The sequence below is a fragment of the Bacillus sp. AR4-2 genome, assembly GCF_008274865.1.
Lineage (GTDB): Bacteria > Bacillota > Bacilli > Bacillales > Bacillaceae_G > Bacillus_A > Bacillus_A cereus.
This window is the reverse complement of record NZ_CP031062.1, coordinates 2,034,276-2,050,270: the sequence shown is the minus strand read 5'-3', so window position 1 is coordinate 2,050,270 and position 15,995 is coordinate 2,034,276. Positions and strand designations below refer to the sequence as shown.

Genomic DNA, 15,995 nt, shown 5'->3' with positions numbered 1-15,995 from the left:
AACCACTATCTCTCCTTCTTCTGTTTCACAGTAAACAATAGAAAATTTGTTATTACGACATCGTATGTACTATTCGACATTTCAAATGAAATACCTACATTTTTCTTCTGAAACTTACCTTAGTCCGAGTTTATCATATAATAGATAAACAATGGTAAAACAAATAACTCCTATTAACAAGTCATGAATTTGATAATTGAGCGTTATTTGCATAAACTCTTGTATCGTAAACCAAATTACTGCCATCATTAGGCTAATCAAAATGATACGAATACACCAATTCACGTATTCAACCTCTTTCTCTGTCATAGTAGTAACAAGTGATTACTTCCTATTTAATCGTATTAGAAAATGAAATAAGTTATTCACTCTTGCACACTCTAGTCCAAACAAAAAAGCACACTACTTTTTGAGTAATGTACTTTTTATTCTTATTAAGACGCAGGTTTTGTCTCAAATGTTGCTTGATTAAAACTAATAACCTTTCCTTTCGGATCATTGTTTTCATACTGAACTGCAGTAATTGTATGACTACCTGTTTCCAGCGTTTTTTCTTTTAACTGCACTGTTGTCTGCGTTGTACTAGTTACTTGATGTTTATCTGTATACATTTGATCTACAAATACGAATGTTTCTTTATCACTTTGAAAATTAGAAAGTTCTAATTCAACTTGCTGAATTAACGTATCCTTTTTGATGAATACAGTCGGTATATTGCCGTTTTCAGAAGTACCATCTGGAGTAATAACTTTTACTTTCCCTTCTCCAATTGACATTGCTCCTTCAGGAAATACAACCATATTCTCATCACTTGCGTTTACAACTTGTTCTTCCTGTTTTGATTGCGCGTCCTCTTTTTCCTGTGGAGCACCGCAACCAACTAATAACAATACAGACAATCCAGTGATTATGAATTTTTTCAAAATTCATCCCCCCTGTAACTTCATTATAATTTATTATACAAAAATAACTTTTAAATTTTGAGACTACATTCAACACTTTCATGAACAAATAGAATCCTGCTCACGATTAATGTATCATACTTTCCTTAATAGAACATTAATTTTTTTTATGAAATAAATAGTAATTCCCTCTTATCTATCATTTTAGCCCAACATATGAATTACATACCCTCAAAAATAAAAAGACATTGTTAATTCAATGTCTTTTCTATACAGCAATTAAAAAACAAACGTTGTAATCTCATCTACTTCTTTTCTTGGAAGTTTCTTCGGTTTATCTTTCGGAAATCCGAGTGAAATAACCATATTTATTTGTTTTTCAGGCTCAATTTGTAAATATTGGCGCAGTTCATCTTGAGCTAGCAATACTGGCCCTGTCATTGGACAAGTACCAAGTCCCTTTGCATGTGCAGCTAGCATTAAGTTTTGTGCCGCTAAACAGCTACTCTTAATGCCTTCTTCTTCCCAAACTGAATCTGGAACAAAAGCAATTGGATCAAATATCTTTTCACGGAACTTTGATTCATATGGTGTTGCCAAACATACGATTAATACTGGTGCCTCCGAGAAAGCTGTTGCATATGGTCCGAAAGAACGTGTAAGTAATTTCCCTGCTTTCTCTTCTCCATTTTCTGCTGCTTTTGCCGCAAGTTTATGTAATGCATCCCATGTCATTTGTTCAATTTCTTTAATCTTCTCTCGATTCATGATAACTAAGAATTCCCACGTTTGTGAATTCGTATCACTTGGTGCGTAACGAGCACAATCAATTATTTCTTTTATATCATTAGTAGATACTTCTTGATCTGTAAACTTTCTAACACTTCGTCTTCCGTGAATTACTTCTTTAAAATCTTCATAATTCATATATTAAATCCCCTTTTTACAGCGTTTTCAAAACTTGTCCTATGCTTGAATTATATCATGAAAAAAAGCTGGAAGAATACCAGCTTTTTTCTTCATGATTAATTTGTCACTTTCAACAAACGAATACTCTCTTCGTATGCAGCTTGTAGTTTTTTCGTAATTGGTCCTCTTTCACCAGCCCCGAACTGTTCATCACCAATTTGAACGACTGGGAATATTTCAAGTGGCGTCGCTGTAAAGAAGCACTCCTCAGCGTCATATACTTCTTGTAATGAAAACTCTCGTTCCTCTACATCGATATGTAACTCTTTCGCTAATGTAATTACATAGTGACGTGTAATACCATGTAAAATGAAATGATTCGCTGGATGTGTAATCAACTTATTATTCTTCACGATAAAGAAATTGGAATGACACCCTTCAGTCACAATACCATCTCGTACTAATATTGCTTCTTGATACCCTTGTTCATTTATTTTGTTTTTGATCATGATATTAGGAAGCAAATTTAAAGATTTTATATGGCAAAACTTCCACCTGATGTCCTCTTCTACTGTCACCTTAATCCCTGCCTCCATTGAAGCAACTGGTCTTGGGAACGAAACAAGATTTGCAAAATATGTCGGTTGTAAATCTGATTCATATACATGATTGCGCGGTTGTGCACCTCTTGATATTTGTAAATATACATTCCCATCTTCTTGAAATTGATTTTTTTCAATCATTTGATATAACTCTTCTACTAATTCTTCCTTCGTAAATGGTGGAATTAGTTTTATTTCTGCCATAGAGTTAAAGAATCGTTCCAAATGTAAATCTAATAAATGAGGCTTGCCATCGTATAGTCTAAATACTTCATAAATCCCATCACCAAATTGGAAGCCTCGCTCTTCTAATGCTACCATCGGCTGTTCTTCTTTCGTATTAATCATTCTCCCATTAAACAAGATCCAATCTTTATGAATAGCTTTCATTCTTCCCCACTCCTTTATCACATGATTGATTTTATTGTACAACTTATGACACCCTGAAAGAAGGAATTTTCTGTATTTTTACAAACTAAAAATACATCACTTCGTAAAAGTGATGTATTTTATCATTTATTTAAGGAAATATTTTTCAATATCATCTAACATAAGGTTCGCAGCTTTAATACCGCCTGCTGTATTCCAAATTACCTCATCTACTTGGAATACTTTATTATTTTTAGAAGCCTGTAGTTGCTTAAAGAGTGGATCTTCTGTCCATTCCTTCGCTAACGAATTTCCTTCATTATTCTTATCTGCATCTTTATCAGACGTGAAATAGAATAAGTAGTCTCCGTCCATATTTGGAATCTGCTCTTTTGTAATTCCTTTTATCGCAAAATCATCTTTATCTTGTAATGGTGGTCGTTTAAATCCAATATCATTTAAAACAACGCCCGAGAATGAGTTTTTTTGATAAATACGAACATCACCTGGCACGAAACGAATAATAGAAACTTTAGAATTCAATTTATCGCCCAACTTCTCTTTCATTCCTTCAATGCGTTTTTTATAATCATCAAGAGCTTTTTGCCCTTCTTTTTCTTTATTTACAGCTTTTGTATAAAGTGTAAAGTTTTCTTTCCAATCACCGCGTAATGTTTCTGCATAAACAGTTGGTGCGATTTCTTTTAGCTGATCATATATTTTTTCATGACGCATTTTATTTCCGATAATTAAATCTGGCTTAAGCTTCATTACAGCCTCTAAATTAATATCACGTTCAGTTCCTACAACTTCCGTGTTTTTTAACTCTTTCGCTAAATGAGGATACCATTCATCACCAGCACGTGGTTTCGTAGTCCCCACTGGCGTTACGCCCACAGCTAGGAGAGCCTCTGCGCCTTCATTTGTTAAAACAACAACTTTTTTAGGTGTACCATTTACTGTCGTTTCACCCATTGCATGCTTTACCGTATATGAATCTTTTGCTTTCGCTGATATATTATTTTCTTTTTTCTCTTCTTTACTACATCCTGCAATTACAACCATGAGTATCATAATGCAGAACATAATTAGTTTTTTAGTATGTATCATATGTCCTCCCTAGATGAAATCGATTATCATTAACATTTAAAGATTAATGTATCTTACATACATTGTCAATGTATATCAGAAAACTTTTTTAATATATACTATTTAGATTCTATCCGCTTTTCTAATGTTTCTTTTTAAAACATAGTGCATAAGTATGAAAAAAAATGTTGTTATTAAAATGCGTACCCTTGTTATACATAACAAGGATACGCATCCATATTGCACTATCATTTTAATTCCTAATATTGAGTATACTTAATATACGCTGAGTCATTATATACCCACTGATTTCCCCCAAGGTTTAACCAACCATTTTCATTTATATATACTAAATAAGATTCTGGAGAATTTAATTGGCGGATAACTGCAGATGTAGTTGATGGACCACTTCTTAAATTTACATTCATCCCTTGTATATATGCAACCCCAATCGGGCTTCCATCACTATTGCTTGTCTTTACAAAATTAATGTAAGAAGGATCATTATACACCCATTGTCCATTCCCCAAATCTAGCCATCCATTACTTTCTTGATATACAACGTAAGATTCTGGAGAATTTAATTGACGAATAACTGAGGAAGAAGTTGATGGACCATTTCTTAAATTTACATTTTTCCCAAGAACATAAGCGATTCCCTTCGTTTGAGGTGTCGGTTGTGGGTTAGGAGGTTGTGGATTTGGAGTTACTCCAAAAATAGCTGCTATTCCATTTGCATACGCTTGACTTAGATCTTCAATAAATTGTGGATTTTTTAATAAATTTGCATCAAAAGCTGTATCAATAAAAGCAGTCTCAGTTAAAATTGCATCCATTGCGGTTTCTCTTAATACCGCATAATTTTCTTTTTTTGCTCCTCGATCACGAAGACCATATTTTGTTAATACAGGATTGACAGCTGTATGCATTTTTTGTTGCTTTGCATATGCAGTGCTGCTATTGGATAACGCATTATAAATATAACTTTCAAAACCTGTACCCCCGCCGCTATTAATATGAAATGAAATAAAATAATCCGCACTGAAAGCATTAGCAATATTAGCACGTTCAGATAAAGAAATAAACACATCACTATCACGTGTCATTTTAATTGTAATTGGGTAATTTACCGTTAAAATGTCTCGAACGCGTCTAGCAATTTGAAGTGTTAAGTTTTTTTCTACTAAACCATTACCAACAGCACCAGAATCATATCCACCGTGCCCTGCGTCTATAACAAGTTTCATTTTATTGCCCCGCCCCTTTCTTGTAATATGTTTGCATTTCTACTCGTCCTATTTTATGTGAAATGTACAAGTTCTGTTACAATTGCAAATAAAAAAAACGCCTTATGTAAGGCGGTTTCTATCATCTTGCTTTAACCAATTTAAAATAAATATATACGATTGATAGTGAACATAACGTATGCAAAATAAAATAAATAAAAGTGCTATTCCAACACCACTATAAAGTAAACCGAACTTTAAAAAAACATTTACAAGTGGTGGAAAGTTTGTTAGATTTTGTAATGCACTAAGCATACAAAACATAATGAAAAAGACAGGGACGTATTGTAATTCATACGGCTTTTTTTTCTTAATCATTCTTTTCCGAATGATTATATGACATAATTCTGCTACTATAAAGCACCCTCCAATTAATACAAGACCAGAAGTCATCGTCATACATCCACCTGCCTTATATTTATTGTATCGCATAAATAATCATCGTTATATTTTCTTTACATACTCTTCATCTTCTGAAGTAAAACCAAAACTCTCTATGAAAGACTTCGCCTTTTCTGTTAATTTCTCTTGTAGCACTTTTATTTCTTTCACATTTCTTTGTTTCATCATTTCTTCAAATGTAAAATACGTATTTGTACCATAACCGTAACCTTGGTAATCAAAATGAATAATTAGCTGTGATAAAACAGCCCGTTCCTCTTGTACACTATAATCTATTACACCAATATATGTATCATCAACTTTCACACAGTACTGTACCTTTTTCTCACCTAAACTATGCGATTTAAACATTTCTTTAACAACGCTTTCATTTTCTACAGTAACTTTCTCAAACGTAATCATATGTTGTCCATCCTTTTACTATTATTGTATCAATAATACTTCCTATTTATGAAAAAAACCTTAAGACCGTATGCGATCTTAAGGTTTTTCTAATTAAACTAAGCTATACGCACGTTTTGTTTCTTCATGGAACTTATTCGTATCGTATTTATGCTCAACATAAATTTGGTGCCATACCATAAACGCAAGTACAGTCCAAATTTTACGGCTATAATCGCCTTTATCTGCACAATGTGCTTCCAGTAAGTTTAATACATACTGTTTGTCGATTAAATGCTCTGTCTTACTTTCGTTTATAATATTTATAGCCCAATCATGCATTTCGTCTTTTAACCAGTGACGAATTGGTACTGGGAATCCAAGTTTTTTACGATCTAATACGTGATCTGGAACGATTCCGCGTGCTGCTTCACGTAAAATAGCTTTCGTAGTTCCGTTAGCAATCTTAAATTCAGTTGGAATTTTAGATGCAACATCGAATACTTCTTTATCTAAGAACGGTACACGAAGTTCTAATGAGTTTGCCATTGTCATTTTATCAGCTTTTAATAAAATGTCACCGCGTAACCATGTGAACATGTCAATGTACTGCATTTTACTTACATCATCATAATCTTTAATCTCGTTATACAATGGTTTCGTGATATCCATATAGTTAACACTTTCATTGTAATACTTCATTAATTCAGCTTTTTCTTCTTCACGGAAGATTTTAGCATTTCCATAGTAACGCTCTTCAATTGGTGTACATCCACGCTCTAGGAAGCTCTTACCTTTAAATCCTTCTTTAAGAGCACCACTTAATGCTTTTAGAACGCTCTTACCTGGGCTAGGAATGTAAGAGAACATTTTTAGTGAATTTGGCTCACGGTAAATGTTATAACCACCAAATAGCTCGTCTGCGCCTTCACCAGAAAGAACAACTGTTACATGTTTACGTGCTTCTTTCGCAACGAAGTACAATGGTACAGCTGCTGGATCAGCTAAAGGATCATCCATATGCCAAATGATTTTTGGGAACTCATCCATAAATTCTTTCGCTGAAATGAATACGTTATGGTTTTTAACGCCTAATTTCTCAGCAGTTTCTTTCGCAACATCAACTTCACTGAAACCACGTTGCTCAAAACCAACAGAGAATGTTAAAAGATTTGGATTCATTTCTCTTGCGATAGAAGCGATGATAGATGAATCGATACCACCAGATAAGAATGAACCTACTGGCACATCACTACGCATATGCACTTTTACTGAATCATATAACACATCACGAATTGCTTGGATATGCTCCTCTTTCGTTGCACTTGAAGCGTTGAAATAAGGTTTCCAGTAGCGATGGATTTCCATCTCTTTACCGATTTCTTTTACGAAATAATGACCAGGCTCGATTTTATTAACATCAATTGTTAAAGTTTCTGGCTCTGGACCATATTGGTACGTAAAGTAATGTTGTAGTGACGTTGGATTAACGCCTTTATCTTCCATCACATGCATAATACTTTTCTTCTCAGATGCGAAGAATGTAGTATCACCTTGTTGTGCGATGTATAAAGGTTTAATACCGAAGTGGTCACGTGCACCGAAAAGTTTCTTTTCTTCACGATCCCAAATCATAAATGCAAACATACCACGAAGGTAATCTACACATTTTTCTTTCATATGTGCATACAATGCAATGATAACTTCTGTATCAGATTGCGTTGCAAACGTTGCACCTTTTTCAAGTAACATTTCACGTAATTCTACATAGTTGTAAATTTCACCATTAAAAATAATTACATATCGATCATTTTCATAAGTTAGCGGCTGATGTCCTGCCTCTAAGTCAATGATGCTTAAACGGCGGAAGCCAAATTGTACATGTTCATCACGAAAATATCCTTCGTCATCTGGACCACGGTGGAAAATCATCGTGTTCATATTTTCAAATTGATGTTTTTCTGTTTCTGAAAACTCTCTAGGGTTTTCACATAAACATCCTACAAAACCACACATACTTCTTACCCTCTTTCAGTTTTCATTCTGTCTCTATACTACTATATCAACCCTATTTATACTAGCATAATCAACTGAATATGGCGACCAAAAACTATAAAAAAATCACTCCATTTCACATTTTTAACAATTTTTTATGAAAACATGAAAACTAGGCACTCACCTTTCTCCGCTTTTGTCATATGATATTGCAAATTGATTTCTAGGAGGGAATACCATGAGTGAAGAAAAAAAAGATTCTTCTCGCCCACCGGTTCGTAATTACTTAAAGCAAATTGATGATTTCTTCGAGCAAACACCTCTTCGCAATGTAATCGCTGATTTAAATCATTTTTTCCAAAAAGGAAACCGTTTATTAACATTCCCTGTAGATTTATATGAAGTTGGTGAAGAACTCGTTGTTACAGCTGAACTACCAGGTATACAAAAAGAACAAATCCAAATTGAAATACAAAGTGAATACTTAAAAGTCTCTGTAAAAGAAGAGATACTTGAAGAGGAAGAAGAACAAACATCCCATAACTATTATCGCCGAGAACGTTCCATTTCAGAAGCATCAAGATTGATTAAATTGCCGTATTCAATTAATAAAAAAGCGGCAAAAGCTTCTTATCAAAACGGCGTATTAGAAATTCGGGCGCCGAAACTTCCCCAGCAACATGACATTTTATCGATAGACTAATGCAAAAAAATAAGGGTGCTATGCACCCTTATTTTTAACCCACTAATCGCTTCATATCACGTATAATGTCTTCGTATGGCGTATTACTAATGCCACTATACTTTTTCATTACTTTTCCGTTTTGATCAATTAAATAAAATGATGTACCATGCATGACCTGACCGTTCTCCGGCTTATCTACAAGTGATTGGAAATTATCTTTTGAAAACTTTGTAATATCTTCTAACGAATACCCCGTTAATAAATTCCAGTTACTAGTATCCTCTGTAAACTTTTGAATAAAAGCTTTCAGATTTTCTGGCTTATCAAGGTCTGGATCTACACTAAATGAAACAAACTGAACGTCTAATTTCTCTTCTTTTGCCATCTTTTGAAGCTTGGCCATATTTGCAGTCATTGGTGGACAAACTGTCTGACAATTTGTGAACATAAAATCTGCAACCCAAACTTTCCCTTTTAAATCTTTTGTACCAAATTGCTTTCCATCTTGATTTGTAAATTGGAAGGTTTCTAAATCCCAATTTAATGGTTTACGAAGCTTTGAACCTGATTCACTACATCCAGCAAGTACAAAGAGACAAAATACAACCATAAGACCAATTATTTTTTGATAACGCTTCATTTATAAACCTCTTTTCTCTATCCTAAATTTAAATAGGTTATGTTTATAATAACAAAAGTTAACACTACGAGAAAATTGTTTACTACATTTGTTCACGAAATCGTACGAATTTACGTATGTTACTTCTTTATTTCAAGCGAATTACTAGACAAAATATATTTTTTTACTATTATTTCTATAAATAAAAGTGATAAAACTAATTTTATTGTTACTTTTGTAAATACCTCTCCCTATTTTTTAACAATTCCTTAAACATTAATCCATGTTTTACACTGTATTCCTTAACAACATTTCGGTACAATACAAATACAACGATTTTAAATGAGGTGATGTTCATGGCAAAGCGCTATGAAAATATGGATAATGTTAGTACAAAAAAATCAATTCGCTCTTTTTTACGCTGGCGTAAAGAACGAAAGCAAAACAAAAAAGATTTTTCTTTCTTAGTAGAACAATCACCCGTTAAACAAAGTGCATTTTTGCAAAGTAATGTTGAAAAAACGACTATCACATGGATTGGGCATTCCACTTTTCTTATCCAAACGAATGGACTTAATATATTAACAGATCCAGTATGGGCTAATAAATTAAAGCTAGTTCCAAGACTTACAGAACCTGGACTCTCTATAGAAGCACTACCTAAAATTGATATTGTCCTTATTTCACATGGTCATTATGATCATTTAGATTTTTCAACTCTTCGTCAGTTGAATGATGATGTTCTATATCTTGTACCTATTGGATTAAAAAAATTATTTACTCGTAAGAAATTTAAACATGTAGAAGAGTATAAATGGTGGGAAAGTACGATAATTAACGAAGTTTCTTTTCACTTCGTACCTGCTCAGCACTGGACGAGAAGATTCTTATTTGATATGAATACATCTCACTGGGGTGGATGGATTATTGATAATGAAACGACTATGGAAACCATATATTTTTGTGGTGACAGTGGCTATTTCCAAGGTTTCAAAGAAATTGGTGAACGCTTTTTAATTGATATTGCTCTTATGCCCATTGGCGCTTATGAACCAGAATGGTTTATGAAAGTATCTCATGTTTCACCTGAAGAGGCCGTGCAAGCTTATTTAGATTTAAACGCTACGCATTTTATACCAATGCATTACGGAGCTTTTGCACTCGCCGATGAAACACCTCGTGAAGCAATAACTAGACTTCGAAATAATTGGAATTTGCGCATGTTACCGTGGGAACAACTGCATGTACTCTTTTTAGGTCAAACTTTTATTTATAGTAACGCAACAAATAATAAGCAAATAAACGAAAAAATTGAAACTTTACATGTGTAACGTAATGACTGATTTTCTATATCCAACATATAATATAGAAAATCCTATAGTGAAAATTTAATTAGTGGGTTTTCTTCATCCCCACTGATTATTTGCCTTCACCAATCAAGCTTTTACGGGCAGCCCGCTACCTAACCTCTTTGCTCCAGCTAAATTTGAGGTAGAGAGTTTTACTGTCCGCAAATAGCGGGATAAAGGGTGTTTTCTATGAATGAATATTTACAGACTCGCTATATCATTAGCGGTAGTGCCTGTGTAGCTCTTCTTATTTCTTACTTTCTATTTACATAAAAAAGCTACTTGAAATATATTTTCAAGTAGCTTTTTTATTACTCTGCTAAATACATAAATCCGATTGCGCCCGGACCTGTATGAGTACTAATAATAGGCGTTGTATAGAAAATTTCTGATTGAGCAAATCCACTCACTTTTTCAACCGCCGCTTTCATACTTTCAGCTAAAGGAATTGCTTTCGCATGCGGAATTGCAACAGCTTTTACGACTTTTCCAGCCGTATCTTGCTCAAATAACTTAGCTAATGTTTTTACAATTTGGCCTTGGCTACGAACTTTCGTTACAGGATTATAAACACCGCCTTCAAGACTAGCAATTGGCTTTATATTAAGTAGCGAACCGATAAACGCTTTTCCTTTACCGATACGTCCACCCTTCACTAAGTTTTCTAATGTATCCACTACTACATATAAACGAGTATTCTTTCTTACTTCATCTACACGTTTTAAAATTTCTTCTAGTGAGCGTCCGTCATTTGCCATTTTTGCAGCTTCAATTACTTGATATGCTAAAGCATGTGTAATAAATTGAGAATCAACAACTGTTACTTTTGTATCAGTCATTGATGCAGCGCTATTTGCAGTTGCTACAGTACCGCTCATTCCACTTGTCATATGGATAGAAAGGACTTCGCTTCCATCTTCCCCTAGCTTGTCATACATTTCTACAAATGTACCCATAGCTGGTTGTGATGTTTTTGGTAATTCCTCTGATTTAATCATTTCTTCAATAAATTCGTCAGGTTGTAAATCAACGCGATCTAAATATGTTTGTCCATTTACAGAGATTGATAATGGTAAAACATGAATGTCATACTTTTCGATTACGTCTTGTGATAAATCTGCCGTTGAATCTGTTACAATTTTAATTTTTTGCATACTATACTTCTTCCCTTTCCAATACGCTCTCCTTGTTATTATACTAGTATTCCCATTGCTTTCAACAATTTGGAACGAAATTTCATCAAATTAATTATATTTTCATATCTAAAATGAAAAAGACAGAGTTTACTAACCCTGTCCGTACTTCGTATCATGCATTTTTTTCAAGGGTATTTGTTTTATATACATTTAAATAATCATTCCACTTCAAACAATTTTGTAAATATTCACGGAAAGAATACGAAAATCTTGGGTGTTTTTGTTTTTGAATTTTTGCAATAAATAATTGAAGACGAGACTGAATTAGAAACGATAATGGATGCTGTGCCTGTAGGACAGGGATTTCAAATATTTTAATGCAATCCCCTGTTGAATGAGTGAAATAAAAACTTTTCGTAATCACAATATCAATCCTCTTTTTCATTGGATTTTTGAACTTCCTCTACTTTGCGCTGTAACACGTTGTTTAAAGTGGAGTAAAATCAGACTTATATGATTTCTGTAGTCCTTATGGCTAGAAGATTTATACTCTATTCATCTCCACCTAATTCACCTTCCCGTTCTAAATATCTCTGAGACGGGAATCTCATTATCCATCAATTGTTTAATACATTTAGTATAAGCTTATAAAAGCGCAAAGTTTGTCTAAATTTTGGAGATTCTATAATTTTTTTCTTCTATATATTGTATACGTTTATAGCTATAGTATAACAAATAAATAAAAAAGTGCCTTTATAACGAGGCACTTTTCGACTGCATTTCTTCTCTTTTCTTTTTCCTCTTACTAACAACCTTTGATAACGCAATACTTACTTCATAAATACAAATAAGCGGCACTGCAACTAAACTATGAGATAAAAAGTCTGGCGGTGATATACAAGATGCAATGATAATTAATGCTACGTAAGCATACCTTCTTATTTTTATTAAAAATTCCGCCGTAAGTATTCCAATACTAGTTAAAAACATTACAACGACTGGCAATTCAAAAATCACAGCAAATGGAACTGTTAAATTAAGTACAAAATGAAAATACTTTTCTGTCGTAAACATCGTATTAAACATTTCATTACCTATCGTAGTTAAAAAGTGAAATAGAAACGGCATTACAATAAAGTATCCAAAACATAAACCTGCGATAAATAATATAGACAATACCGGTATATACATTATTGTCATCTTTTGTTCATTTGGATGTAAACCCGGTTTTACAAATAACCAAATTTGTATAGCAGCAAAAGGAATTGTACAAACGATAGCAAATACTGTAGCAATCGAGAAAAAAATCCACAATACATCACTTGGACCGAGAACAGTTAATTTCATTGGTAAATCTTTTACAAGCCAAAAATAAATATCCTTTGTAAAAGTAAATCCAATAATTAAAAATAGTACAAAGGATAACACCGTATATATTACTCTTTTTCGAAGCTCAACAATATGTTCTACTACGCTCATTTCCCGATTTTCCATCTCGTTCACCACACTTTATTTATCCATTACAAGGAAAATACACTACATTTTTTCTTTCTTTTCCTTTTCTTGAAATGCGTCATCTGTCAATTCTTTCGTTGATTTTTTAAACTCTTTTAACGTTTCCCCTAAAGCCTTCCCGATTTCCGGCAATTTTTTAGGTCCAAATAAAATGAGTACTGCTACTAAAATTAAAATTAACCCTGGAAAGCCAATATTTGAAAACATTTCCCCATCCCCTTTATTAGTAGTTTCCTTGTCCTACTATTACATAATTTTATTTTGTCAAAAAAGTTTGAAAACGTCAACAAATCCATTGTCTTTTGTCAAAAAAATTCAAAAATATAATCAATTATACAAATTTCATTTTCTATTGCTCTTGTGTATGATATGGTAAGGGAAATGACATATTATTTTATGATAGTAGAAAGGATTTGCATTATGACTGAAAAAATGACACGAATGACCCAATTTGTAAAAGAAGAAATTGCAAATGCAATTACACATGGTATCGGTGCCATTTTAAGCATCCCTGCCTTAATCATATTGATTATTCATGCTTCTAAGCACGGTACCGCATCAGCCGTAGTTGCATTTACTGTTTATGGTGTAAGTATGTTCTTACTGTACTTGTTTTCAACATTGCTACATAGCATTCATCATCCTAAAGTAGAAAAAATATTTACTATTTTAGATCATTCAGCCATTTACTTATTGATTGCTGGCACGTATACTCCTTTTCTACTTATTACACTTCGTGGCCCATTAGGATGGACGTTGCTTGCTATAATATGGACACTAGCAATCGGAGGTATCGTCTTCAAAATTTTCTTTGTACGTCGCTTTATAAAGGCTTCAACTTTATGTTACATCATTATGGGATGGCTCATAATCGTTGCTATTAAACCACTTTATGAAAATCTAACTGGACATGGTTTTTCACTACTTTTAGCAGGTGGAATTTTATATTCTGTTGGAGCTATATTCTTCCTTTGGGAAAAGCTACCTTTCAACCATGCCATATGGCACCTGTTCGTTTTAGGTGGTAGTGCGATGATGTTCTTCTGTGTACTCTTTTATGTCTTACCTACAGCATAATAAAAAAGGATTCAGCTTACGATAAGCTGAATCCTTTTTTATTACTTATGTAATTGTGAGGCAATAACTTCCTGTGTATGCTTCGTTAATTCTTTAATATCCATATTCGCATAATCTTCAGGTGTAATCGGCTTAGAAATTGTTACTGTTGCATGAGCTGGCTTCATACGATTTCCATTCGCTTCAAACATCTTATATGTACCATCTAATGTTACAGGTAAAATTGCTACACCTGACTTTACTGCCAGATGAAAACTACCAGCCTTAAACTCTCCAACTTCGCCACCCTTACTTCTCGTTCCTTCAGGGAAAATTACGATAGAATGTCCATTCTTTAATAGTTCAATTCCATCTTTAATCGCTTGAAGAGATTGACGACGATCGCTACGATCCATAAATACACAATTCATCAGTTCCATCCAAGTTGGTACAACTGGGAACTTTTTAATCTCTGCTTTTGAAACGAATCCAATTGGTTTATTTAAGTAACCTAGTAAAACAGGGATATCCATATTACTTTGGTGATTACTTACAACTAGTACTGGCTTGTCTTTCGGAACATTTTCAAGTCCTTTCACTTCTACTGCCCCTCCAGCTACACGTACCATTTTCTTACCAAACCAATTTGTCGTTTTATACACAGCATTGTCTTTTTCTTTTGGCGCCATCGTATTTACTTGTCTTTTAAGACGCCACATTCTCGGTGTAATCGCAATTACGATTAAAATTAAATAAAAGATTTTAAAAAACGTTTGAATCATACAGAACCCCCACCTATTATCATTCCGACCTTCATTATACTAGACAAACGAAGGAAAAAGAAGAAAAAAAGTCCAAACAGCAAGTGTTCGGACTTTTTAAGCATTCTATATTAGAAACGTTTTGCTAATTCACGAGCATTAGCAATTGCTGCTTCTTTAATTTCTTGTGCTTTTTCAGGGTTTGCATTCATACCTTCAACTGCAATATATTCAGTATCATTTACACCGACAAATCCTAATACAGTCTTTAAGTGATTGCGACCGAAGTCTACAGCTGCGTATGCTCCTTCAGAATATACGCCACCTGTTGCTTGAATGTGAAGCGCTTTTTTACCTTCTAATAAGCCGACTGGACCATTTTCAGTATATTTGAATGTTTTACCTGCGATTGCTACGTTATCTAAGTATGCTTTTACTACTGGTGGATAGCTAAAGTTCCACATTGGAGTTACGAATACATAACGATCTGCATTCATAAATGTTTCTAAGTTTGTGTTCATTGCTGCTACTTTTTGTTGTTGAACTTCAGTTAAAGCTTCAAAGCCTTCACCTGCTGCAAATTTACCCCAAGCAGCAAATACATCTGCATCAATTGCTGGTACTGTAGTGTTGAATAAATCAATTGTTACAACTTCGTCTTGTGGATGTTCGTTTTTATAAGCTTCGATGAAAGCTTCCCCTACTGCCATTCCGAAAGAACCTTCTGCTGAATTTGGATTTGCTGTGATAAATAGTACTTTTGTCATTGTATTCTCTCCCTTTTTTCTCTTTATCTTTAATTCAAGATTTATTTTTCAAAAGTTAATAACTTATCTTATGTAAGTATAATACAAAAAGTTTTAATCAATGTCAATAAAAAATAGCTACTTTTTTTTCGTAAGTTAATGATTTACTTTGTTTCCTTAAAATTTAGTATAC

At 33.6% G+C, this 15,995-nt stretch carries 19 protein-coding genes; 3 read left to right on the top strand and 16 right to left on the bottom strand.

Annotated features, from left to right (window positions below):
- Window positions 1–114: 114 nt before the first annotated feature.
- The 9 genes from DN399_RS28615 to asnB form a co-directional block, all read right to left on the bottom strand.
- Complete coding sequence (locus DN399_RS28615) at window positions 115–309, bottom strand: hypothetical protein (RefSeq protein WP_033686798.1); 195 nt, start codon at window positions 307–309, stop codon at window positions 115–117.
- Between the two features lie 125 nt (window positions 310–434).
- Window positions 435–923: a putative periplasmic lipoprotein gene (locus DN399_RS10670; RefSeq protein WP_000713496.1), complete on the bottom strand. Its 489-nt coding sequence runs from the start codon at window positions 921–923 to the stop codon at window positions 435–437.
- 258 nt (window positions 924–1,181) lie between these two features.
- Entirely contained in the window at window positions 1,182–1,829 is a 648-nt protein-coding gene (locus DN399_RS10665; protein WP_001105284.1) for a nitroreductase family protein, read from the bottom strand.
- Window positions 1,830–1,927: 98 nt separating this feature from the next.
- Window positions 1,928–2,803, bottom strand: a complete 876-nt coding sequence (dat, locus tag DN399_RS10660; protein ID WP_149149543.1) for a D-amino-acid transaminase — start codon at window positions 2,801–2,803, stop codon at window positions 1,928–1,930.
- Window positions 2,804–2,929: 126 nt separating this feature from the next.
- The gene (locus DN399_RS10655; protein WP_000581989.1) at window positions 2,930–3,892 is read right to left on the bottom strand and encodes an ABC transporter substrate-binding protein; all 963 of its coding nucleotides are present in this window, start codon (window positions 3,890–3,892) and stop codon (window positions 2,930–2,932) included.
- Between the two features lie 239 nt (window positions 3,893–4,131).
- Window positions 4,132–5,118, bottom strand: a complete 987-nt coding sequence (locus DN399_RS10650) for an N-acetylmuramoyl-L-alanine amidase (protein ID WP_000779892.1) — start codon at window positions 5,116–5,118, stop codon at window positions 4,132–4,134.
- Between the two features lie 102 nt (window positions 5,119–5,220).
- Window positions 5,221–5,550, bottom strand: coding sequence for a hypothetical protein (locus DN399_RS10645; RefSeq protein ID WP_016122425.1), 330 nt, complete (start codon window positions 5,548–5,550; stop codon window positions 5,221–5,223).
- Between the two features lie 51 nt (window positions 5,551–5,601).
- A complete protein-coding gene (locus DN399_RS10640) occupies window positions 5,602–5,961 on the bottom strand; it encodes a GNAT family N-acetyltransferase (RefSeq protein ID WP_000627523.1) in 360 nt (119 codons plus the stop codon).
- A 93-nt stretch (window positions 5,962–6,054) separates the two neighbouring features.
- Entirely contained in the window at window positions 6,055–7,956 is a 1,902-nt protein-coding gene (gene asnB, locus DN399_RS10635; protein WP_000333816.1) for an asparagine synthase (glutamine-hydrolyzing), read from the bottom strand.
- Window positions 7,957–8,173: 217 nt separating this feature from the next.
- Between asnB and DN399_RS10630 the strand changes: the two genes are divergently transcribed.
- On the top strand, window positions 8,174–8,638 hold the full coding sequence (locus DN399_RS10630; protein WP_001288085.1) for an Hsp20/alpha crystallin family protein: 465 nt from the start codon (window positions 8,174–8,176) through the stop codon (window positions 8,636–8,638).
- Between the two features lie 34 nt (window positions 8,639–8,672).
- Here DN399_RS10630 and DN399_RS10625 read toward each other — a convergent pair whose 3' ends face one another.
- Entirely contained in the window at window positions 8,673–9,260 is a 588-nt protein-coding gene (locus DN399_RS10625; protein ID WP_000833335.1) for an SCO family protein, read from the bottom strand.
- 335 nt (window positions 9,261–9,595) lie between these two features.
- Here DN399_RS10625 and DN399_RS10620 point away from each other — a divergent pair, with 335 nt between their 5' ends.
- Window positions 9,596–10,570 (top strand): MBL fold metallo-hydrolase, encoded by a 975-nt coding sequence (locus DN399_RS10620; RefSeq protein WP_001129630.1) that lies wholly within the window; start codon window positions 9,596–9,598, stop codon window positions 10,568–10,570.
- A 329-nt stretch (window positions 10,571–10,899) separates the two neighbouring features.
- On the opposite strand, the gene DN399_RS10615 is transcribed toward DN399_RS10620, so the two are convergent.
- The 4 genes from DN399_RS10615 to DN399_RS10600 form a co-directional block, all read right to left on the bottom strand.
- Window positions 10,900–11,742, bottom strand: a complete 843-nt coding sequence (locus tag DN399_RS10615) for a DegV family protein (protein ID WP_149149542.1) — start codon at window positions 11,740–11,742, stop codon at window positions 10,900–10,902.
- Window positions 11,743–11,896: 154 nt separating this feature from the next.
- Window positions 11,897–12,148, bottom strand: coding sequence for a DUF2535 family protein (locus DN399_RS10610; RefSeq protein ID WP_000629012.1), 252 nt, complete (start codon window positions 12,146–12,148; stop codon window positions 11,897–11,899).
- A gap of 329 nt (window positions 12,149–12,477) precedes the next feature.
- Window positions 12,478–13,218, bottom strand: a complete 741-nt coding sequence (gene tatC / locus DN399_RS10605; RefSeq protein ID WP_000431523.1) for a twin-arginine translocase subunit TatC — start codon at window positions 13,216–13,218, stop codon at window positions 12,478–12,480.
- Window positions 13,219–13,260: 42 nt separating this feature from the next.
- Window positions 13,261–13,446, bottom strand: coding sequence for a twin-arginine translocase TatA/TatE family subunit (locus DN399_RS10600; protein WP_000492443.1), 186 nt, complete (start codon window positions 13,444–13,446; stop codon window positions 13,261–13,263).
- 213 nt (window positions 13,447–13,659) lie between these two features.
- Between DN399_RS10600 and trhA the strand changes: the two genes are divergently transcribed.
- Complete coding sequence (gene trhA, locus DN399_RS10595; RefSeq protein ID WP_000136889.1) at window positions 13,660–14,316, top strand: PAQR family membrane homeostasis protein TrhA; 657 nt, start codon at window positions 13,660–13,662, stop codon at window positions 14,314–14,316.
- A gap of 41 nt (window positions 14,317–14,357) precedes the next feature.
- On the opposite strand, the gene DN399_RS10590 is transcribed toward trhA, so the two are convergent.
- Window positions 14,358–15,077, bottom strand: a complete 720-nt coding sequence (locus tag DN399_RS10590) for a lysophospholipid acyltransferase family protein (RefSeq protein ID WP_000616577.1) — start codon at window positions 15,075–15,077, stop codon at window positions 14,358–14,360.
- A gap of 110 nt (window positions 15,078–15,187) precedes the next feature.
- The gene (locus DN399_RS10585; protein ID WP_000170025.1) at window positions 15,188–15,823 is read right to left on the bottom strand and encodes an FMN-dependent NADH-azoreductase; all 636 of its coding nucleotides are present in this window, start codon (window positions 15,821–15,823) and stop codon (window positions 15,188–15,190) included.
- Window positions 15,824–15,995: the final 172 nt, after the last annotated feature.